The organism is Marinobacter nauticus (genome assembly GCF_003634635.1).
Lineage (GTDB): Bacteria > Pseudomonadota > Gammaproteobacteria > Pseudomonadales > Oleiphilaceae > Marinobacter > Marinobacter nauticus.
The window spans coordinates 478,485-501,307 of sequence record NZ_RBJB01000002.1; the positions used below are offsets into that span (position 1 = coordinate 478,485).

General features: G+C 57.4%; 18 protein-coding genes. All 18 read right to left on the minus strand.

From position 1 onward, the window contains the following. Positions 1-5: 5 nt before the first annotated feature. The 18 genes from cobA to leuB all read right to left on the minus strand — a co-directional run bounded on the left by cobA (position 6) and on the right by leuB (position 22,820). Positions 6-857, minus strand: coding sequence for a uroporphyrinogen-III C-methyltransferase (gene cobA / locus C7436_RS02330; RefSeq protein WP_121206565.1), 852 nt, complete (start codon positions 855-857; stop codon positions 6-8). Next, on the minus strand, positions 854-2,128 hold the full coding sequence (gene serS / locus C7436_RS02335) for a serine--tRNA ligase (RefSeq protein ID WP_113880119.1): 1,275 nt from the start codon (positions 2,126-2,128) through the stop codon (positions 854-856). The genes cobA and serS overlap by 4 nt, the downstream gene beginning before the upstream one ends. Before the next feature lie 114 nt (positions 2,129-2,242). After that, positions 2,243-3,577 carry a replication-associated recombination protein A gene (locus tag C7436_RS02340; protein WP_014421389.1) on the minus strand — a complete coding sequence of 445 codons (1,335 nt, stop codon included), beginning with the start codon at positions 3,575-3,577 and terminating at the stop codon, positions 2,243-2,245. Next, positions 3,577-4,197: an outer membrane lipoprotein chaperone LolA gene (lolA, locus tag C7436_RS02345; RefSeq protein WP_014421388.1), complete on the minus strand. Its 621-nt coding sequence runs from the start codon at positions 4,195-4,197 to the stop codon at positions 3,577-3,579. Before lolA ends, C7436_RS02340 begins: the two co-directional genes overlap by 1 nt. 40 nt (positions 4,198-4,237) lie before the next feature. Beyond that, positions 4,238-6,838, minus strand: coding sequence for a DNA translocase FtsK (locus tag C7436_RS02350; RefSeq protein ID WP_121206566.1), 2,601 nt, complete (start codon positions 6,836-6,838; stop codon positions 4,238-4,240). 22 nt (positions 6,839-6,860) lie between these two features. Next, complete coding sequence (locus C7436_RS02355; protein WP_121206567.1) at positions 6,861-8,084, minus strand: O-succinylhomoserine sulfhydrylase; 1,224 nt, start codon at positions 8,082-8,084, stop codon at positions 6,861-6,863. 27 nt (positions 8,085-8,111) lie between these two features. Further along, positions 8,112-9,635, minus strand: coding sequence for an amidophosphoribosyltransferase (purF, locus tag C7436_RS02360; protein WP_121206568.1), 1,524 nt, complete (start codon positions 9,633-9,635; stop codon positions 8,112-8,114). Positions 9,636-9,669: 34 nt separating this feature from the next. After that, on the minus strand, positions 9,670-10,239 hold the full coding sequence (locus C7436_RS02365; protein ID WP_121206569.1) for a CvpA family protein: 570 nt from the start codon (positions 10,237-10,239) through the stop codon (positions 9,670-9,672). A gap of 93 nt (positions 10,240-10,332) precedes the next feature. Continuing rightward, positions 10,333-11,004, minus strand: coding sequence for an SPOR domain-containing protein (locus tag C7436_RS02370; RefSeq protein ID WP_121206570.1), 672 nt, complete (start codon positions 11,002-11,004; stop codon positions 10,333-10,335). 92 nt (positions 11,005-11,096) lie between these two features. Beyond that, positions 11,097-12,419, minus strand: coding sequence for a bifunctional tetrahydrofolate synthase/dihydrofolate synthase (gene folC, locus C7436_RS02375; RefSeq protein WP_121206571.1), 1,323 nt, complete (start codon positions 12,417-12,419; stop codon positions 11,097-11,099). After that, the gene (accD, locus tag C7436_RS02380) at positions 12,400-13,329 is read right to left on the minus strand and encodes an acetyl-CoA carboxylase, carboxyltransferase subunit beta (protein WP_023010323.1); all 930 of its coding nucleotides are present in this window, start codon (positions 13,327-13,329) and stop codon (positions 12,400-12,402) included. The genes folC and accD overlap by 20 nt, the downstream gene beginning before the upstream one ends. A 38-nt stretch (positions 13,330-13,367) precedes the next feature. Continuing rightward, complete coding sequence (trpA, locus tag C7436_RS02385) at positions 13,368-14,180, minus strand: tryptophan synthase subunit alpha (RefSeq protein ID WP_121206572.1); 813 nt, start codon at positions 14,178-14,180, stop codon at positions 13,368-13,370. 17 nt (positions 14,181-14,197) lie between these two features. After that, positions 14,198-15,406, minus strand: a complete 1,209-nt coding sequence (gene trpB, locus C7436_RS02390; protein WP_211329854.1) for a tryptophan synthase subunit beta — start codon at positions 15,404-15,406, stop codon at positions 14,198-14,200. After that, positions 15,399-16,028, minus strand: coding sequence for a phosphoribosylanthranilate isomerase (locus tag C7436_RS02395; RefSeq protein ID WP_121206574.1), 630 nt, complete (start codon positions 16,026-16,028; stop codon positions 15,399-15,401). The genes trpB and C7436_RS02395 overlap by 8 nt, the downstream gene beginning before the upstream one ends. After that, positions 16,025-16,933, minus strand: a complete 909-nt coding sequence (gene truA, locus C7436_RS02400; protein WP_121206575.1) for a tRNA pseudouridine(38-40) synthase TruA — start codon at positions 16,931-16,933, stop codon at positions 16,025-16,027. Before truA ends, C7436_RS02395 begins: the two co-directional genes overlap by 4 nt. Before the next feature lie 84 nt (positions 16,934-17,017). Next, entirely contained in the window at positions 17,018-20,191 is a 3,174-nt protein-coding gene (locus C7436_RS02405) for a FimV/HubP family polar landmark protein (protein WP_121206576.1), read from the minus strand. A 313-nt stretch (positions 20,192-20,504) separates the two neighbouring features. Further along, on the minus strand, positions 20,505-21,620 hold the full coding sequence (gene asd, locus C7436_RS02410; RefSeq protein WP_121206577.1) for an aspartate-semialdehyde dehydrogenase: 1,116 nt from the start codon (positions 21,618-21,620) through the stop codon (positions 20,505-20,507). A 126-nt stretch (positions 21,621-21,746) separates the two neighbouring features. After that, positions 21,747-22,820, minus strand: coding sequence for a 3-isopropylmalate dehydrogenase (gene leuB, locus C7436_RS02415; RefSeq protein ID WP_121206578.1), 1,074 nt, complete (start codon positions 22,818-22,820; stop codon positions 21,747-21,749). Positions 22,821-22,823: the final 3 nt, after the last annotated feature.

Here is a 22,823-nt window from a genome sequence, read left to right on the forward strand (position 1 = left end):
GGGCCTCAGCGCCCGGCTTCTGCTCCCAGCCAGTCCAGACGGTTTCGAAGAGAAACCACATTGCCGATAATCACCAACGTCGGCGCCTGAGCCCCCTTCTCCTGAACCCGATCCACAATTGTTTCCAGAGTGCCGGTAATCACTTCCTGTTCCGGCGTGGTGCCGCGGGATACCAGTGCCACAGGCATATCCGCCGGCATGCCGTGTGCCATCAGCTCCCGACTGATGATCGGTAAACCGACCAGGCCCATGTAAAACACCAGCGTCTGGTTATTCTGAACAAAATCCTTCCACGGCAGATCACAGGTGTCATTCTTCAGGTGCCCGGTAATAAACCGCACCGACTGGGCGTGATCCCGATGGGTCAGCGGAATGCCGGCGTAAGCAGCACAACCTGAGGCGGCAGTGATACCCGGCACAACCTGGAAACGGACGCCGGCCGAGGCCAGGGTTTCAATCTCCTCGCCACCACGGCCGAAGATGAAAGGATCACCACCCTTCAGGCGCACCACCCGATAGCCTTCCCGGGCCAGATCCACCAGCTGCTGATTGATCTGATCCTGCGGCAACGTGTGGTTCGAGCGCTGTTTGCCAACGTGGATTTTCTGGGCGCTCTCAGGGATGAGCGCCATGATCTCCGGAGAAACCAGGCGGTCGTACAACACCACCTCCGCCGACTGGATCAAACGCCAGGCTTTCAGGGTGAGCAACTCCGGATCGCCGGGGCCGGCACCGACCAACGCCACTTCACCGGCCGAGTTGTTTGGGTTATCCGTAACCGGATTGGCACTGTACCGCGCCGGTGCAGACCAGACGGGTACGCCCTTTACTGGTGCATCCCTGGATTGATCATTCATTGAATACGCTCGACGCCTCCCATGTAGGGTTTGAGTACCTCGGGCACCAGAATACTGCCGTCCGCCTGCTGGTAGTTCTCCATAACCGCAATCATGGCGCGACCTACGGCCAGGCCGGAACCATTGAGGGTATGGACCGGTTCGGGCTTTCCGGTGTCCGGATTACGCCAGCGGGCCTGCATACGCCGTGCCTGAAAATCACGGGTGTTGGAACAGGAAGAAATTTCGCGGTATTTGCCCTGCCCCGGCAGCCAGACTTCCAGGTCGTAGGTTTTGGCGGCGGAAAAGCCCATGTCGCCGCCACAGAGGGTGACCACACGGTAAGGCAGTTCAAGCAGCTGCAGGATCTTCTCGGCGTGTCCGGTCAGTTCCTCTAGCGCCTGAGTGGATTCCTCCGGGCGAACAATGTGCACCAGCTCCACCTTGTCGAACTGATGCTGACGAATCATGCCCCGTACATCCCGGCCGTAAGACCCTGCCTCACTCCGGAAGCACGGCGTATGACAAACCAGGCGCAGCGGCAGTTCGGCATCATCCAGAATGGTATCCGCCACCAGGTTCGTGGCCGGCACTTCCGCGGTAGGAATCAGGTACAGAGGATTGTCGCCGGCTGTGCGGAAAAGATCTTCTTCAAATTTCGGCAGCTGGCCCGTACCAAACAGAGTGTTGGCATTCACCAGATAAGGCACATAGGCCTCGGTGTAACCATGCTGCAGAGTATGCTGATCGAGCATGAACTGAGCCAGTGCACGGTGCAGGCGCGCCAGCTGTCCGCGCATAACAGCAAAACGGGAATGGGCCAGCTGAGTCGCCTTCTCAAAGTCCAGGCCTTTCAGCTGCTCACCCAGGGCCACGTGATCCTTAGGCTCAAAATCGAATTCACGGGGCGTACCCCAGACACGCGTCTCGACGTTGTCGTCTTCACTGGCGCCCGGTGGCACGTCGTCGTCGGGAAGGTTGGGAATACCGGCAAAGAAGGCATTCAGGGATTCCTGCACGGAACGCAGTTCGTCCTCGGCGTCACCACGTTGCTGCTTCAGGCTTTCGACTTCTTCCAGCAACGGTTTGATATCCTCACCGGCCGCCTTGGCTTTGCCGATGGATTTCGACCGTTTGTTCTGCTCGCTCTGCAAGTTTTCCGTACGAACCTGAATGGCCCGGCGGCGTTCCTCAAGCTGCTCGAAGGTGGCAATATCAAACTCGAAATTCTTGATAGCCAGCCGACGGGCGATCTCTTCAGTCTGTGTACGGACACGTTTCGGATCGAGCATGTTGTTCCTGATTTCCGGTTAACGAATGAATGGTTATGCGGGCATTATACCTGCCGTGAATGCGCTGACCACCACCGGCCGGGCACAGGCGGGAAAATTGGCAAGGGATGGGGCTTAGTACCGCTTTTTCGGGCTGTTGGCATCCAGCGAGTCCAGTCGTTCGCGCTTCTCAGCCAGCTTGATTTCCAGCCCCCGCTGGACCGGTTGGTAATAGCGGCGCTGATGGATCGCCTCCGGCAGGTAGGCTTCTCCTGCCGCATAGGCATCCGGCTCATCGTGGGCGTATCGGTACTCTTCTCCGTGCCCCATGCTTTTCAGCAATTTGGTGGGCGCATTACGCAGATGTACCGGAACTTCATAGTCCGGATCGCTGCGGATATCCGCGATGCATTGATTGTAAGCTTTGTAAACGGCATTGCTTTTGGGGGCAAGGGCCAGGTACGTAACGGCCTGCGCCAGTGCCAGCTCACCCTCCGGGGAGCCCAGACGTTCCTGAGCATCCCAGGCCTGCAGGGTAATCTGGAGCGCCCTCGGGTCGGCATTACCGATGTCTTCACTGGCAATACGAACCAGGCGCCGGGCGACATACAGCGGGTCGCAACCTCCGTCGAGCATCCGGCACAACCAGTAAAGTGAACCGTCCGGGTTGGAGCCCCGCACCGATTTGTGCAGCGCCGAAATCTGGTCGTAGAAGACATCCCCACCTTTATCGAAACGGCGGAGACTGGTCTGCAGTACCTGTTCGAGAGTTTGAGCGGTAACCCGATTATTCCCGTCATCGTCCGGCTCAGCGAGGTCGGCGGCCACTTCCAGAATGTTCAGCGCTCGCCGGGCATCGCCACCTGACGCTTCCGCCATGGTCGCCAGCACCGACTCCTCTACCCGAAGCTGGCCAGCAAAGCCCTGTTCGCTCTCAAGGGCACTGTCCAGCAGCCGTCGTATATCCGCTGCCTCCAGGTTTTTCAGGACATAAACACGGGTACGGGACAGCAAGGCACTGTTCAGTTCGAAGGATGGGTTTTCGGTGGTTGCGCCCACGAAAATGAAGGTGCCATCTTCGATGTGGGGGAGGAATGCATCCTGCTGGCTCTTGTTGAACCGATGCACTTCATCCACGAACAAAAGCGTATCCCTGCCCTGGGACTGTTTACGGTTGCGAGCGCGCTCCACCACCTCGCGAATTTCCTTAACGCCACTGAGGACTGCAGAGATGGTTTCGAAGGAAAGGTCGCCGACATTGGCCAGCAGGCGAGCAAAGGTGGTTTTTCCGACTCCGGGCGGACCCCAGAGAATCATGGAATGCAGCTGCCCCTGTTCCACAGCCCGGCGCAGGGGTTTTCCAGGGCCGACCAGGTGAGCCTGGCCGACATAGCCTTCGAGAGAGGTCGGCCGCATACGAGCGGCCAGGGGCTGAAAGCCGGTCTCAGTCTGAAACAGGCTGTCCTGCATCAGGCACCATCCCGAATCACGTCAACCCCCTCCGGATAATCGAGGCGGAAGACACTGGAGTCGAGTGCCTGATTCAGTTCAATATGGTCGAAGCTGAGAATGCTCATCTGGGACAATGAATCCCGCATGCGCATTTCCTGCAGCTCTCCGTCATAGAAGCTCAGTCGCAGAGAGGTAAACAGAGAATCCTGGCTACGGGGTACCAGAGTGAACTCACGGGTGCTTTCGCCAAGATCCCGAACGCTCACTTCGTAACTCTCATCCAGGTTCTCTACTTCGCCGCTTAACAGCAGTGCCGGCGTGGTCTGAACCCGTTCATCAAGGGAATGAACGGTTACCTGCTCCAGATCCGGATCGTAGACTTCGACTTTGTCGCCATCGCTGACAATAAACTGGGACAAGGGTGCACCGGTCTCCCAGTAGAACAAACCAGGCCGTTTGGCTTTGAGCGATCCACGGGTTTCCTGAACCTGACTGCCATTCTCGTTGACCACAATCTGTATGAAATCCGCCTGATAGGTCTCGTAGCCTTTCAGAATGGAGGTCAACTGCTCAGCCGCGCCCCGGGATGCCTGTACGCTCTCAGCCTGGGACAGGCCAGACCACGTTGCTGCCAGCATCAACAGGATTCCTGAAAACATTCTGATCATCTGATAACTCCTAGTCTCTGGGAGGCGGCGGTGCGAGAACTTCTCTGGCACCGTTGTGGCCCGCCGGGCTGACTACCCCCGAGGCTTCCATGGCATCCACCAGATTGGCGGCACGGTTGTAGCCGATCTTGAATTTACGCTGGACCGACGAAATCGACACCCGCCGGTTTTCGGTAACAAAGGCGACAGCTTCGTCAAACAGGGCGTCGCCCTCTTCGCCACCACCGGCGCCGCCCTCGCTAAGCGTGGGCACGCCAGGAAGGTGCTCGCCCTCGGCGCCATTCAGTACATCATCCACGTACTCCGGCTCACCCCGGGCCTTCCAGGCACTGACGACGCGGTGAACTTCGTCATCATCGACAAAGGCACCGTGCACCCGCACCGGTAAACCTGACCCAGGTGGTAGATAAAGCATGTCGCCATGGCCCAGCAACTGCTCTGCACCGCCCTGGTCGAGAACGGTACGGGAGTCGATCTTGGAGGACACCTGGAACGACATCCGGGTGGGAATGTTGGCCTTGATCAGGCCGGTAATCACATCAACGGAGGGCCGTTGGGTTGCCAGAACCAGGTGGATGCCGGCCGCCCGTGCCTTTTGGGCAATCCGGGCAATCAGTTCTTCCACTTTCTTGCCGACGATCATCATCATGTCGGCAAATTCATCGATCACCACCACAATAAACGGCAGTGTATCCAGCTCAGGGCGTTCCTGCTCCTCATTGGCCAGGTATTCATCCGGCTTCCAGAGTGGGTCCAGCAGCGGTTCTCCCTCCGCCCGGGCATCTTTCACCTTCTTGTTGTAGCCGGCAATATTGCGAACCCCCAGGCTGGCCATCAGCCGGTAGCGGCGCTCCATCTCGGCCACACACCAACGCAGGGCATTGGCGGCCTCTTTCATGTCCGTGACCACTGGCGCCAACAGATGCGGGATCCCGTCGTAAATGCTCAGCTCAAGCATCTTCGGGTCAACCATGATAAACCGGACCTCGTCCGGAGTGGCCTTCAGCAACATACTCAACAACATGGCGTTCACCCCCACCGATTTGCCGGAACCGGTAGTGCCGGCGACCAGCAGGTGGGGCATCTTGGCCAGATTGGCAACCATGGGGTTGCCCCCGATATCATTCCCCAGAGCCAACGTCAGTGGAGAGGAAGATTCGGTGAACACTTTGGCGCCCAGCACTTCGCTCAGGCGTACAATTTCACGCTCCTCGTTGGGAATCTCGATGCCGACCACGGATTTGCCCGGAATCACCTCGACCACCCGCACACTGAGCACGGCCAGGGATCGGGCCAGGTCTTTTGCCAGGTTGGAGATCTTGCTGACCTTGACCCCGGGCGCCGGTTTGATCTCAAAGCGGGTAATCACCGGGCCGGGGTTAACCTCGACTACCTCAACCGAAACCCCGAAATCGCTGAGCTTCTCTTCGAGCAAACGGGACATGTGCTCCAGAGACTCTTCCGAATAGCCTCGTTCCTTGTGCTCCTCGGGAGGATCCAGCAATGAAATCGGCGGGATCGGGCTTTCAATGTCTTCCAGCAGCGAGCCCTGGCGATCATCACCCTTTTTCGGCGCACCGCCCTGCTCTTCTTTCTTGAACGGCGAAATCTTCAGGGAACGGGCCTTGGCCTTTTCAGCCGGGGGAGGCGATGGCTCTGACTTTTCATCCCGAGAGCTGAAACTCTCCAGGTGCTCTGGTTCCGCTATGGATGCAGGCAGCCCTTCGATAGCCGGTTCTTTCCGCTCGCGCTGGGGCTCCCGGGTCCTGGTATCCTCTGCGGGTTTTGCACGACGACCAAATATCCGCTGCCACCAGCTCCGCCGGTCTGACTTGTGGTCATTTTTACCCTTCTCGCGAGCCCGGACTTTGTCACGCACAACCGGGGGTTCCGGTTCCGGCTTTGGCACCTCCGCCCTGACTGCTGGAGTTCCCTGGCCGGTGTTTTTTTCAGACTTCTTTCCTGCCCCGGCGAATAAAGCTTTGGCGGCCAGGGCAAACTTCAGAGTCAAGCCTCCCACCTGGTCCATCAGTCGGAACCAGGACAAGCCGATCGTCACCGTCAGGGCAAACAGAAAAATGGCAATCAGCAGCAGCGTGGTCGCCGGAAGATTAAAAAACCGCACCATGGCCTCAGACACCGCCGTGCCCAAAACGCCACCAGAGGAAGCCCCCAGGCCAAAAACGGAGTAGAGAGAAAGCAGACTGGTCGCAGACAGCAGAATAAGAACAAAGCCACCAAAGCGAACCATGAATAGTGGCCAGTGCATATCCAGCGGTTGGTGCCGACGACGAATCAGCATGATGGCGTAACCGGCAACCATCACCGGAAACAGCCAGGACACATGGCCGAAAAAGTCCATGAACAGGCTCGCCAGCCAGGCACCGGTGCGGCCTGCGTAATTCTGCACACGGATATCATGGCCAATACTGGCCCAGCCTGGGTCAGCCGGATTGAAGGTAAACAGGGCCATGGCGAGATAGATGCACAGCACAATCAGCGCAATAACCGCGCCTTCTCTGGCTCCCTGGGCCATCAGGCGACGAAATCGCTTCTGCTTGTCGGTCAGTTCTGTGGCTACTGCTTTCTTCGCTTTCGCGGATTCCGCCATGAATGCTCAAACCGTCCGGTTGTTAGTCTTTCAACGCCTGGAAACCTCTGTCCAGATCGGTTTTCAGATCCTTGATGGATTCGATACCGACGGACAGACGAATCAGGTTCTCGGTAATGCCTGCCCTCGCCTTGTCCTCGGGAGAGAGGCGTCCATGAGTGGTTGTCGCCGGATGAGTGATGGTGGTTTTCACATCTCCCAGATTGGCGGTGATGGAAATCATCCGGGTCGCGTCAATGAACTTCCACGCCTGTTCCCGACCACCCCTTACCAGGAAGGAGAGCACGCCACCAAAGCCGTCCTGCTGTTTTTTCGCCAGCTCGTGCTGCGGATGGCTCTGCAAGCCTGCATAGTAAACTTTCTCCACACAGCCCTGCTGTTCCAGCCACAAAGCCAACTCTAACGCATTGTCGCAGTGGGCGCGCATACGAATCGGTAAGGTTTCCAGGCCCTTCTGAAACACCCAGGCATTGAACGGACTCATGGTCGGGCCCGCGGAACGGATGAAACCATAAATCTCGTCCAGGTACCTGGCCGGCCCAACCACCACGCCACCGACACAACGGCCCTGGCCGTCGAGATACTTGGTGGCTGAATGGATAACGATGTCGGCGCCCTGCTCCAGTGGCCGCTGCAGCACAGGTGTGCAGAAGCAGTTGTCGACCACCAGCAAGGCATCGCTTTCGCGCGCGATCGCAGACAAGGCGGCAAGATCCGCCACTTCACACAGCGGATTGGACGGGGTTTCCAGAAACAGCATCCGGGTGGCGGGACGAACCTCAGCCTTCCACTCATCGGTGTTCGTCAGGCTGACAAAGCTGGTTTCTACGCCAAATCGGGCCATGTACTTCTGAAACAGGACATTGGTCGTCCCGAACACACCTCGGGAGCAGATCACATGGTCGCCGGATTTCAGCAAGGACATGCAGGTGCTGAGAATCGCAGCCATACCCGAAGCGGTCGCAACACCACGCTCTCCCCCTTCCATGGCGGCAATTCTGGCTTCAAATGCCTGCACGGTCGGGTTGGTAAACCGGGAGTAGATATTGCCGGGCTCCTCGCCGCCAAAGCGGGCAGCCGCCTGGGCCGCGCTGCCATAGACAAAGCTGGAGGTCGGGAAGATTGCATCGCTGTGTTCGAGCTGCCCGGTACGAATCTGCCCTGCCCGCACGGCCAGGGTATCGACTGACATGCCTTCCAGGTCCGATTCGGGAATCCAAACGTGTTCGTCTCGGCCGAACGTCATGACAGTCTCCTGGCGTAGTTGCGGGTGTCAGTCTTCATCATTGTGCAGGTCAATAATGGCGTTGTCGTCATTGGCCACCTGGCTGGTTGAACGCGTCTCATCCTTGCGAAGATCCTCCAGCCTGGTCAGGTAAGCTTCATCCACGTCGCCAGTAATGTAATCCCCGGTGAACACCGAGCATTCCCAACCATTAATGTCTTCGTTGACATCGTTGACACAGGAAATCAGGTCATCCAGGTCCTGATACACCAACCAGTCGGCGCCGATCAGATCCCGAACCTCTTCCACCGTGCGGTCATGGGCAATCAGTTCGCTGGCCGAGGGCATGTCGATGCCGTAAACGTTGGGATAGCGCACGGGGGGCGCCGCCGACGCAAAATAGACATTGCGCGCTCCGGCATCCCGGGCCATCTGCACAATTTCCTTACAGGTAGTGCCCCGGACGATGGAATCGTCCACCAGCATGACGTTCTTGCCACGGAATTCCAGGTCAATCGGATTAAGCTTCTGGCGTACCGATTTCTTGCGCATCTTCTGGCCGGGCATGATAAAGGTGCGGCCAATGTACCGATTCTTGATAAAGCCTTCCCGGTACTTCACGCCCAGCTGATGGGCCATTTGCATAGCCGACGTACGGCTGGTGTCCGGAATCGGAATCACCACGTCGATATCATGGTCGGGCCGCTCGCGCAGAACCTTGTCTGCCAGCACTTCGCCCATCCGAAGCCGGGCCTTATAACAGGAAACGCCGTCCATGATCGAATCCGGACGGGCAAAATAAACATGTTCAAAGATACACGGATAGAGCTTGGGCGATTCGGCGCACTGCTCTGAATACAAGGTGCCATCGGTTTCGATATAGACAGCCTCGCCGGGAGCGATGTCACGAACGATGGTGAAACCAGCAGCATTGAGGGCGACGCTTTCCGAAGCAATCATGTATTCCTTCTGGCCCTCTTGATTTTCCCGGACACCGTAACACGCTGGCCGGATACCGTTCGGGTCCCGGAAGCCAACGATGCCATAACCGGTGATCATGGCAATAACGGCATAGGCACCCTTGCAACGCTTGTGCACTGCGCGGACCGCCGAAAAAATCTCATCTTTGGTGGGGTTCAACTTGCCCAGTTTCTGGAGTTCGTGGGCGAACACGTTCAGCAGAACTTCAGAATCAGAATTGGTGTTGATGTGGCGCAGGTCGGTACGGAACAGATCACTGCTCAGTTCGTCGGCATTGGTCAGGTTGCCATTGTGCGCCAGGGTGATGCCGTAGGGACTGTTTACATAGAACGGTTGGGCCTCCGCTGAGCTGGAGCTGCCCGCCGTGGGATAGCGCACATGCCCGATACCCACGTTACCCACCAACCGGCGCATATGGCGAGTATGGAAAACATCACGCACCAGCCCGTTGTCTTTACGCAGAAAGAATCGGTTGTCCTGGAAGGTAACAATACCCGCCGCATCCTGGCCACGGTGCTGAAGAACAGTCAGTGCATCATAAAGAAGCTGATTGACGTTGGAAGTACTGACGATACCGACAATGCCGCACATGGCTGGAAATATCTCCGAGTGTTAAAACTGAATGTTAACGGGATGCAGACGCGGGTTCCACGCCTTCAGGTTCTGCGGACGCCTCCGGGGCGGCCTGAGCACCCTGCTCCGGACCGAGGAAGCGGGCAAATTCGTCGCCGAGCGTGCGTCTGGACCAGTCCTCAACTACCGCAAGGCGTTCAATCATGATCGAGGTTCTCCACCAGGTATCCTCGGCCAGCGGCGTATAGCGCGTGAAGGCAATGGCCACGATCACAACCACAACCCCTCTGAGAAGACCAAAACCCATGCCGAGTACCCTGTCGGTCGCTGACAGACCGGTGGCACGCACCAGGTGGCCAATCATATTGTTGATGATCGCGCCAACGATCAGGGTGCCAAAGAAAAGGATGGCAAACGCTGCAATCAACCGCACCAGCGGTGTTTCCACCGTGGACTCCAGAAGAGATTGCATCTGGGGGTGAAACGTCCGGGCGATGATAAATGCACCAACCCAGGTAACCAGCGACAGCGCTTCACGGACGAAGCCCCGCTTCAGACTGATAAGCGTGGAGACGGCAATGAGGGCAATGATGACCCAGTCTATCCAGATCAGCGCTTCCATGGAAAACCCGGTGGAGAAAACGAAAGGCGGATTCTAACAGGAAACCGGGTGACACCAAACTGCCGAAGCCAGATTAAATCCGGCAACGGCCAGTTATTTGTCGCCGGTGGTGACCAGGCTGTTCAAGCCGAAGGCTTTATCAAGGGCCGCCTTGGCTTTCTGGGCATCGTCTTTGTTGACGAACGGGCCGCTGAATACCCGGGTCAGGGTGCTATCGCCGCGATCAACCTGTTGCAGGTGGGCGCCGTACCCCATGTCGAGAACCTTGTCCCGCAAACGCCGGGCGTTGTCCTGGTTACCAAAACTGCCAAGCTGCACCACCCACGCACCTTCAAGTGAACCGGTAAACTCGGCCTTATCGCCAGGTTCTGCAGCGCCTGTGGAGGCAGCATCTTGCTGTTCGGCTGGCGCCGCAGGCTCCGGCTCAGCGGAGGATTCTGCCGGTACTGGTTCCACCTGTTGGGAATTCGGCTCCGGGGCGGGCTCCTCCTCGGCAACAGCGTCTTCCTCGATGATCCGGAAACCGGCCGCCGGCTCGTCGTTAACGGGCGGCGCGGAACTCCTGGGTACCTCTGCGCCGACGGTCTCGTTATCCGGATACTGAGATTCAGGCATCTCAACTTCGGGGAACGGAGGTTCCTCGGGAATGGTGATGGGGGTTGACTGTCTCTGGGAATGGGGCTCGTCAAAAATCATCGGCACGAAAATAACCGCGAGTGAAACCAGCACCAGTGCGCCAATGATCCGCTGCTTCAGTCCATCCACCTGAGAGGGCTCCCGTTAACAACCTGTTTGATCACGATACTAACCGGCCACTCGCCAGAACTCAAAGCTTCCCAGGGGCCTATGGACAAACTTTAAGACGCTTCCGAAGCCGGCAGAAGCTCTTCCCTGGCCAGAGCAACCGTGAAGAACGAACCGAACACCACGACCCGATCACCGGACACTGCCTCGCCCATGGCCGCTGCGAGAGCCTCAGACACAGAATCAAAAACGCCGGGCGTTCCCTGAAATGGCACGCTTGCGATACGCTTCATCAGGCTGTCGGAATCAAGCCCTCTGGCAACATTCAGGCCCGCCAGGTACCACTGATCAACGACGGACGACATGGCACCGACCACACCCTCCACGTCCTTGTCTCCCAACGCGCCGTACACAGCCAGAATACGCCCGTGGCCATCACCATCACATCGAAGGCTACGGAGGTTGTCAGCGAGCCAGGCAGCAGCATGGGGGTTGTGACCAACGTCTATAATGACATCCGGATCGTGATGAATGGTTTCAAACCGGCCTGGAACCCGCACGCTATGTATCGCATGCTGAAGGCTTTCCACTGAAAGCTCCGGTACGAGTTGCCGGGAGAGCACCGCCGCAGCCGCCACACTCTGGACAGGCAAGGGACCGGCTGGCAACTCTATCTGCTCGGCGCCAATAGTGAGCAAAACCTGTCCGGGAGCACCGGGCGCAAGCATATAATCACGGCCGGTGAGCTTCAGCGCCACCTTCTGCGCCGCGGCCTGTTGAAGGACCGAGGATGGAGGATTTGGATCCGCACAAACGGCGGGAATACCCGGCCTGAGGATCCCCGCTTTTTCAAAACCAATGACTTCCCGGTTATCCCCCAGAAAACCAATATGATCGATATCTACTGACGTGATCACCGCGTAGTCCGGATCCAGCACGTTGACTGCATCCAGGCGACCTCCCAACCCGACTTCCAGCACCCAATTCTCAACGCCGGCGTCTGCAAATGCGACAAAAGCGGCCAGCGTTCCGAATTCAAAATAGGTCAGAGTCACCCCGCGGCGAGCCGCCTCCACCCGCTCGAAGGCGGTCACCAGGGCCGCATCGGAAATTTCCTGGCCACCAATCCGAACCCGCTCGTTATAGCGAAACAGATGGGGGGACATATAAGCCCCGGTGCTCCTGCCGGCTGCCAGCAAAATCGACTCAAGTGCCGTAACCGTGGTGCCTTTGCCATTGGTCCCTGCCACGGTAATGATGCGAGCCTGAGGCTTGCGCGGGAACAACCGCCGCAGAACCACCAGTACCCGGTCCAGACCGAGATCTATTTCTGTGGGGTGAATGGCTTCGAGCCAGTGCAGCCATTCTTGAACAGACGCCCCGCGGGCCGGAGGCCCAACGGGGGCTGAGGAGGATTCACTGCCCTTCTGGTTCATCAACGTCCGGCTTTTCAGTAACTTCAAATTCGATGGGGGCTTCGGTGCCGGGCTTTTCCTGGGCAGTAAACTTCGCCAACAGATGGGCGATGCGCTCACGCATCTGATGACGATGCAGAATCATATCAATGGCACCATGTTCCAGCAGAAATTCGCTGCGCTGGAAACCTTCCGGCAGTTTTTCGCGCACGGTTTGCTCGATAACCCGCGGGCCCGCGAAACCAATCAGAGCGTAAGGTTCAGCAATATTGAGGTCACCCAGCATAGCGAGGCTGGCCGATACACCACCAAAGACCGGATCGGTCATCACTGAAATGTATGGTATGCCTTCCTGCTTGAGCTTCTCCAACACCGCCGCGGTCTTGGCCATCTGCATCAAAGATAGTATGGCTTCCTGCATGCGGGCACCGCCACTGGCGGAAAAGCAGACCAGGGGAATCCGGTGCTCAAGAGCCACATTCGCTGCCTGGACAAACTTCTCGCCAACCACCTGACCCATCGAACCACCCAGGAAGTTGAACTCGAACGCGCAGGCAACCAAAGGGACACCCATGGTTGTGCCACGCATGGCAATCAGCGCATCTTTTTCGCCGGTCGCTTTCTGCGCCGCCGCGAGTCGATCCTTGTAGCGCTTGCTGTCTTTGAACTTCAGCCGATCTGACGGTTCGAGGTGAGCTGCCAGCTCCTCACGCCCGTCTTTGTCCAGAAAGATATCCAGTCGACGACGTGCAGACACCCGCAGATGGTGATTACACTTGGGGCAAACGTCCAGGTTCTTCTCGAGCTCCGGCTTGTACAGGAATGCGCCGCATTTGGGGCATTTCTTCCATAACCCTTCCGGCACTCCGGTACGTTGCCGCGATTCCGAGCGAATCTTGCTCGGCATGATTTTGTCCAGCCAGTTACTCATGCTCTCGTCCTGTCCTTTGATGCCTGGATAATGCCCGCTCAGTGAGCGAGGCTGTCCAGCGCTTCGCGCATCGGGTGCAGCAGATCCGTCAGTGCGTTACGCAAAGCGTCAGGATCTGTCTGATGTCGGGCTATTGTATCGACCAGAACACTGCCAACAATTACACCATCGGATACTCTGCCCACTGCAGCGGCAGTTTCCGCATCCCGGATACCAAAGCCCACACCCACCGGTAACGCCGTGAGCTCGTGCACGTGGGCCACTTTCTTCGCGACTTCATCAACATCAATGGTTGCGGACCCGGTCACGCCCTTGATAGAAACATAGTACACATAGCCGGATGAGTGCTCGCTGATCGCCTTGATCCGGTCATCCGTGGTTGTCGGCGCCAAAAGGAAAATCGGATCCAGATGGCGGTCGGCAAACAGCGGTGCTACCTGATCAGCCTCTTCGGGAGGCAGGTCAACCGTCAGAACGCCATCGACACCTGCGTCCGCTGCCGCATCTGCAAACGCTTCATAGCCCATGGCCTCCATCGGGTTCAGATAACCCATCAGCACCACCGGGGTATCCGGATCGGTCTTGCGGAACTCCTTGACCATCGCCATCACCTGACGCAGCGACGTACCGTGCTTGAGCGCCCTTTCACAGGCCAGCTGAATCACCGGACCATCAGCCATCGGGTCCGAGAACGGCACGCCCAGCTCGATAATATCAGCACCGGCAGAGACCAGGGCATGCATCAGGCTGACCGTCTGATCCGGATGTGGATCGCCCGCGGTAATATAGGGAATAAGCGCCTTGCGGCCCTGCTCTTTCAATGCTTTCAATACGCCTTCAATTCGGCTCATGCCTGCTCCTGATACCTTCAGATCTCAATGCCATCAAGCTGGGCAATGGTGTGAATATCCTTGTCGCCGCGACCGGAGATGTTGATCACCAGCATTTGGTCCTTGTCCATGGTTGAGGCCAGCTTCACGCCATAAGCCACGGCATGGGCGGTTTCAAGTGCCGGCATAATCCCCTCCACGCGTGTCAGTTTACGGAAGCCATCCAGGGCCTCGTCATCAGTCACCGACACGTAATTGGCTCGGCCAATGTCTTTCAACCAGGCATGTTCGGGGCCGACCCCGGGGTAGTCCAGACCAGCACTGACGGAATGCGTTCCGGCGATCTGGCCATTCTCATCTTCCATCAGGTAGGTCCGGTTACCATGCAGCACGCCGGGGCGACCGGCACAAAGCGGCGCCGCATGTTGTCCGGTTTCAATACCCAGACCACCGGCTTCAACACCATAAAGCTCCACGGACTCATCCGCCAGGAACGGATAGAACATACCAATGGCGTTAGAACCGCCACCGACGCAGGCCACCAGTGCGTCCGGCAGTTTACCCACTTTTTCCATGGCCTGTTTACGGATTTCACGCCCAATCACCGACTGGAAATCACGCACCAGTAAGGGATAGGGATGCGGCCCTGCCACTGTGCCGATGATGTAGAAAGTATCATCCACATTCGCGACCCAGTCACGCATGGCATCATTCATGGCGTCCTTGAGGGTTTTCGTACCGCTCTGGACGGCGTGGACGGTCGCGCCTAGCAGTTTCATACGGTAGACGTTCAGGGACTGACGCTTGACGTCTTCTGCCCCCATGAATACGTGACATTCAAGGCCCAGACGGGCACACACCGTGGCGGTGGCCACACCATGTTGACCGGCGCCAGTTTCGGCAATAATGCGCTTTTTACCCAGAAAACTGGCCAGCAGGGCCTGGCCAATGGTGTTATTCACCTTATGGGCACCGGTGTGGTTGAGGTCTTCGCGCTTGAGCCAGATTTGTGCGCCTCCGGCTTCCCGAGTCAGGCGCTCTGCGAAATACAGCGGGCTGGGACGGCCAACATAATCGGCGAGGTCACTATCAAAAGTCGCCTGGAATTCCGGATCCTCCTTCAACCGAAGGTACTCCTTTTCCAGGGTCATCAGAGAATCCATCAGGGTTTCTGAAACAAACCGTCCACCAAAGGCACCGAAGTGACCTCTCGCATCAGGAAGCGCCTTCAACATTTCTTCAGTCAGTTTTACAGACACGGTGAACCTCTTTGAAAAATTGAGACAATTTGGTGGCGTCTTTCTTACCCTTGCTCTCTTCCACCCCACCGCTGACGTCAACAGCCCAGGGGCGTACCTGCTCAATCGCGCGGGCTACGTTATCAGATGACAACCCACCGGCCAATATCAGGGGCAAGGGCCTGCTTTCAGGAATCAGTGACCAGTTGAACGACTGGCCGGTACCGCCATAGCGGTTTGGATCCCAGGCGTCCACCAACAAACCGGAAGCCTGATGATAATCGGCAAACGCCTGTTCGATCTGCCCGGGCTCACGCACCCTGACGGCCTTGATCCAGCGCCGGCCAAAAGACTGGCAGAACTCCGGACTCTCATCGCCATGGAACTGCAGGAGATCCAGTGGCAAAGCATCCAGAACTGCTTCGACATAATCGCGCTCAGGATTCACGAACAGTCCGGTAGCCGACACGAACGCAGGAACCTTGGCGGCCAGGATTCGGGCCTGCTCCAGATCGACCGCTCTCGGGCTCGGCGCATAAAACACCAGACCTATGGCATCGGCGCCACAGGCTACCGCGGCTTCCACATCCTGCGGGCGCGTCAGGCCACATATTTTTACGCGGGCTGTCATGCAGGAGCCTTTCCCTGTTTCGGGTGTATGTGAGTTGGTATGATCGGCGCGTTGCTGGCCGGGTCAAACCAGGGAGTAACGAACGCCGGTCCGCACAATGCCTTGGGAATCCCGAAGGACTCAGGGTAACCGACATCCACCAGGTAGAGCCCGTAAGGAGGGGCGGTCACACCGGCAAGTTTGCGATCACGGCACTCCAGAATATCACCAATCCAGTCTTCAGGCTGCTGACCATTACCAACCGCCATCAAGGCACCGGCAATATTGCGTACCATATGATGAAGAAAGGCGTTGGCCTGCACATCTATTACGACAAACTCTCCGCATCGGGTTACCGAAATCTGCTCCAGAAACCGAACCGGGGTCCGGGACTGGCAACCGGCAGCGCGAAATGAGGAGAAGTCATGCTCGCCGACCAGTGCCTGGGCTGCACGATGCATTCTTTCGGCATCCAATGGACGAAAGGTCCAGGACACCTGTCCACGCTGGATCCCCGGGCGCACCGGATGATTGTAGATCACATACCGGTAACGTCGGTAAATCGCGGAAAACCTGGCGTGAAAATCGCCCCGGCCGTTCCCTGCCCAGTGCACAGAAATGTCATCAGGTAATGCCGTGTTCATCCCCATGACCCAGGAACGAAGGTTTCGAACCGATGGCGTGTCAAAATGGGCTACCTGAAAACTGGCATGCACGCCGGCGTCGGTGCGACCTGCACACACCAGGTCGACCGGATGGTCGGCAACGCGGGCCGCGGCCCGGGAAAGTTCTGCCTCCACCGAACGCACGCCACTCTTCTGCAATTGCCAGCCATGAAAGGCCTGACCGTCGTACTCAAAGATGATGGCAACCCGTCCATTACCAATGGCGTTATCTGTGGTGAGAGGCTGAGGCGTGAGGAACAAGTGCTGACCCGATTGCTGTCCACTGAAAAAGCAAAACGCCGGCTCAATGGCCGGCGCTTGCCGCGGTTAGTTGATTATAACGAATCAGGAGAGATTTTTAAGAAGCTCTTGTGCTTCTGCCTTCTGTTCTTCGTTACCCTCAAGAGCAACTTCCTCCAGAATATCCCTGGCACCGTCACTGTCACCCATTTCGATGTAGGCCCGTGCCAGATCAAGTTTGGTGGCGGCTTCATCGGTACCGGCGAGGAAGTCAAAGTCATCCTCGTCGTCCAGAGCGCTCTCATCAATATTCAATCCGCTATCACTGCGAGCGAAGCCTTCATCGAGTGAGTCTGACGCCACAGGCACTACTTCGTCCTCCAGCTCTTCAGGAGCCGGTTCGGCCTCAGCAACCTCTTCTGTCTGCTCCGCCAGCTCTTCCGGATTCTGCTGATCAACGCCCGGCTCATCAGCCTCGGATTCGCTGAGTGCATCTTCCAGCCCAAGCTCATCTTCCAGGGATGGTTCGTCTTCCTGAGGACCTGCAGGTTCTCCGTTATCAGAGAACTCTTCCATCAGCGCCAGATCTTCATCAGATACATCCAGCTCCAGGTCATCCAGATCGGATTCTCCAAGCTCCAGTTCAGAAGGCTCATCGTCCTCGCCGGCAACCTTATCCAGCTCCGCATCAAGCTCGTCCAGGAAGGACTCGTCAAGCGAATCAGACTCCAGGTCCAGATCCGATACCTCGGTGCCTTCCTGCTTAACTGGCTCTTCTTCCGTCGACTCAAGGTCGTCATCAAGATCGAAGCCCAGCTCAAGATCGTCTTCCTGATCCGAACCTGTACCAGACAGATCCGCCCCAACCGGCTCCGCTTCATCGGCTTCCAAGGAGGGCTCACCTGAACCGGCGAGCGCGTCGTCTTCAAAGGCCGACTCGAAATCCAGACTGAAGTCATCTTCTTTGGATTCGGAAGTCCCGGTTGCCTCATCCAGACCGGAATCCAGATCCAGGGAAGCGTAATCGGTTTCGGTGGCGGACTCGTCTTCAGACTCCGATTTTTCACCAATGCCGGACAGATCGTACTCAATCATGTCATCCCGGCCATCGGATTCTTTGCTGACATCGGATTCCAGCTCACCGAACTCATTTTCGTCGGCGGACCCTGAAGTGGCTTCAAATTCGTCCGCTTTCAGTTCGTCGGAGATATCCCAGTCATCCGAAGCCTGCTCGGTAGCCGGCTCCTGCTCTGGCTGACTGCCGAACGAATCCGAACGCAGTTGAGATTCAAGGTCGTCGATGCTGGGCATCGCTTCAGCTTCAGCAAGGCGCTCCCGGAGCGATTCAGCTTCCTGGATAGCGGCCTCATCATCCAGCGCTTCAACTTCACGGTACTGCTTTTCAAACGCGTCACGATCCTGATTGTCCGCATACACAGACAACAGCTTCAGGCGCAGATCAGTGCGGCTGGGCTCACGTGAAATGGCGTTTTCGAGCACCTGGGCTGCCTGATCGTGACGACCGTAGGCAACATAGGTTTCTGCTTCGGCAATGGCATCACCGGCTTCCGCCTCTGCCTCACCCTCATCTTCGAGACTGAGGTCGAACGAATCACCGCCTTCGCCCTCATCACTGTTCAACTGGTCGTAGAACTCTTTCTCGCGATTGGCATTGCGTCTTGCCACGAGCAGCAACAACAGAAGCAGAAGGATAAGGCCACCACCGAGGGCAATCTGATACATCGGATTGTTCAGAATACCGTCAATAACGTTACCCGGAAATGCCTTTTCAGGCGCCGTTACTGGCTGCTGCGGTTTTGGCTGCTGGGCCTGGGGGACGGCCGCTGGCTCAGGTTCAGATGATGATTCCTGCTCGGTAACGGCAGGCTGCTCTGCCACCACCTCATCCGCAGCGCCCGCGTCGACATCACCACCAAACGGCTCTTCACCTGCAATATCTGGTTCGTCCGGGGCCATGACGCTCTCTTCTTCCGCCATCGCTGTGTCGGCCGATTCACCATCAGCGGCTTCATCAGCCTGGCCGTCTGCTACCGGTTCTTCGCCGGTGCTGGCACCCAGATCACCTTCTACAGGTGCTGTCGCTGGGTCAGCGTCAGACTCGGTCACGCCAGTGTCGGTCGGGGCCGGAGACTCTTCCTCCGACACCATACCCTGCATGTCCGCCAGTTGGCTGTTCTTCAGCTCCAGCAACCGCTGCAGGGTCTCAACCTGGTCCTGCAGATCCTGGACACGGGTATTGAGCTCGTCATTTTCGCGTTTTGCGGCTTCCAGCTCTTCCATCGCAACTGCGGAACCGGCATCAACACCGCCAGGCAGATCACCATCACCACCGGCAGAACCACCGTCTTCGGTAGACCGGGATTCCGATTCATCGGCAACCAGCAGGCGCAACTCATCACCCGCTGCCGCCTGAGTAGCACCCTGGCCTGCTGCGGCCTGGGCGGTATCCGTTGCATCAACGGTTCTCGGAGACTGGAATTCCTGGTTCTGCTGTGCAACTACCCGGTTGGCTTCAGCGCGGCTACGGCTCCGAATCTGATCCAGAGAGGGAATCCGCAACACCTCACCACGCTTCAGGCGGTTAATATTCCCACCAATGAACGCGTTAGGATTCTGATCCTGAATCGCGAGCATAACCTGCTGCATGGAAACCGAACCATCCGGACGTACCTGCTGGGCAATAGTCCAGAGTGTGTCGGAGGCACCTGTCGGACCAAACGTATCTGCCCGATAGCCCCGCGACACTGAGCCTTCAGCTGCCGCCTGACGGCGGACAGATTCCTGGCTGCGCGCCGGCTGCTGTCGGGTGGCTGTCGTGGCCGGAGCACTGATTTGCTCCTCAATACCAGATTCCTCGGCGTAGACCGGAGGATCGACCAGCACGGCATATTCCCGCATCAGGCGACCATTGGGCCAGGTCAGCTCGAGGAGGAAATTCAGATACGGCTCGCGTACCGGCGCCCGGGAGGAAACATTGATGGCCAGGTTGCCATCCGTCCCGGTAACCACTTCAAACCTTAATTGACTCAGAAACTGGTGGCGGTCCAGGCCGACGCGCTCATAGGCGGCCTCCGGTGCCACATTGACGAACACTTCACCGGGATCAACACCGCGACTCTGATTCAGTGATATTTCTGCATCCAGTGGCTCATTCAGCCAAGACTGGAGCTCAATTTCTCCAAGTCCAAGCGCCTGAGCCATTCCAGAGCCGAGCCCTCCCGCCAGCGCCAGGGCAACCGCAAGCTTGCGTACCTTCATGCTTATTCCTTTCCAGTCTCCGTTATTCTTTACTGCCGTATCTCAACAGAATCGGACGAGGTTGGATGACTTTCGCCTTGTTATTTCTCGTTTTTATATCGCAATTATACCGTTCGGTTTGGCAAGTATTGTTGATAAAACCCGTTTTATCAATCAATCAGCTGCAATCCTTGCACCGTTTTTTTATCTATCGGGCGGAACTCCTTAGCGCCCTTGAAAATAACAGGGGCGGACGCTGAAATCAGCCTCCGCCCCTGACCGGCTTGCAAAAAACCGGACACAGTTGGCATTAATTACCGCTGTGTAACACTTTTTAACGTTCCTGAAGGATTCGCAGCATCCGACGCAGCGGTTCTGCAGCACCCCACAGCAACTGGTCACCCACTGTGAAAGCGGAAATGTATTCCGGCCCCATAGACAACTTGCGAATACGACCAATAGGAATGCTCAATGTGCCGGTCACTTTCGCCGGAGTGAGCTCCTGCATGGTGGCATCGCGATCATTGGGAATGACCTTTACCCAGTCGTTGGCCTTGGCCAGAATGCCTTCGATTTCGGAAACCGACAGATCTTTCTTCAGCTTGATGGTCAGCGCCTGACTGTGGGAGCGCATGGCGCCAATCCGCACGCAGATACCATCAATAGGAATCGGGTTATCGCTACGACCCAGAATCTTGTTGGTCTCGACGCCCGCTTTCCACTCTTCCTTGCTCATGCCGTTATCGAGCTGCTTGTCGATAAACGGAATCAGACTGCCCGCCAGCGGCACACCGAAATACTCGGTAGGGAAATCGCCGGAACGCATGGTATCGGTCACCTTGCGATCGATGTCGAGGATGGCAGAAGACGGATCATCCAGCTCAGATTTGACGCTCTTATTCAACGCGCCCATCTGGTTCAACAGTTCCCGCATATTCTGGGCACCAGAGCCGGACGCCGCCTGGTACGTCATCGGGGACACCCACTCGATCAGATCCTGCTCCAGCAGGCCACCCAGGGCCAGCATCATCAGGCTCACGGTGCAGTTACCGCCGATATAATCCTTTACGCCCTTATCCAGGGCCGCATCAATCACGTTACGGTTAACCGGATCCAGCACGATCACAGAGTGATCGACCATACGCAGGGTGGATGCCGCATCAATCCAGTAACCGTCCCAGCCTGCATCACGCAGCTTCTGGTAAACCTCGGTGGTGTAATCGCCGCCCTGACAGGTAACGATCACATCCATCCCCTTGAGGATGTCGATATCGAACGCGTCCTGCAGTGGTGGAACGCCGTCTTTGCCTACGTCCGGGGCCGGCTTCCCTGCCTGGGAAGTGGTAAAAAACACCGGATCGATGTCGGCAAAATCATTTTCTTCACGCATGCGTTGCATGAGGACCGAGCCCACCATGCCACGCCAACCTACAAGTCCAACTCGCTTCATGTGCGACCTTTGAACCTCGTTTTATGCCCACCCTCTACCGTTATCGCTGGCAGGGACAGGATGGATGATCCCGCAACGGCTGCATCCTGCCGTTGTCGGGTCTCGATTAAGTAAACCAGTGGTGCGTTAAAGCGCGTTCAGAACCGCTTCACCCATGTCGCGGGTAGATACCTTCTGACCGCCTTCCGACATAATGTCGGCGGTACGCAGCCCCTGGTCCAGCACCTTGCTGACCGCCGCCTCGATGGCCAGGGCAGCTTTCTCCTTATTCAGGCTGTAACGTAACATCATTGCAGCACTGAGGATGGTAGCCAGCGGGTTGGCAATGCCCTGTCCGGCAATATCCGGCGCCGAGCCGTGACACGGCTCATACATACCCTGCTTGTCGGAATTCAGTGACGCAGAGGGAAGCATGCCGATAGAACCGGTAAGCATTGCCGCTTCGTCAGAAAGAATATCACCAAACATGTTGCCAGTCACAATCACGTCAAATTGCTTTGGCGCACGGACCAGCTGCATGGCAGCGTTGTCCACGTACATGTGGGAAAGCTCCACATCCGGGTACTCGCGCTTCAGGTCTTCCATGATTTCCCGCCACAGCACGGTTACTTCCAGCACGTTGGCCTTGTCAACCGAACACAACTTCTTGCCCCGTTGCTGGGCCGCCTCGAAGGCAACCCGGCCAATACGCCGAATCTCGGACTCGGTGTACTGGTAGGTGTTGTAGCCCTGGCGCTCACCGCTTTCCAGCTCACGCACACCACGAGGCTGTCCGAAGTAAATACCACCGGTCAGTTCGCGGACGATCAGAATGTCCAGCCCGGAAACCACCTCAGGCTTCAACGACGAAGCAGACGCCAGCTGCGGATACAGAATGGCCGGACGCAGATTGGCGAACAGCTCAAGGTTGGAACGCAGGCCCAACAGCCCTTTTTCCGGGCGCTTCGCCATCGGCAGGCTGTCCCACTTTGGACCGCCTACGGCCCCCAGCAGAATCGCATCGGCCTTACGGGCCTTCTCCAGGGTTTCTTCAGGCAGCGGCGTATCGGTTTCATCAATCGCCGCACCACCAACGAGAGCAGACTCAAAACTCAGACCCAGACCGAACTGGTCATTCACCTTATGCAGAACCTTCTCCGCTTCTGCCACAATCTCCGGACCAATGCCGTCGCCCGGCAGGAGCAATACATTACGGGACATAAT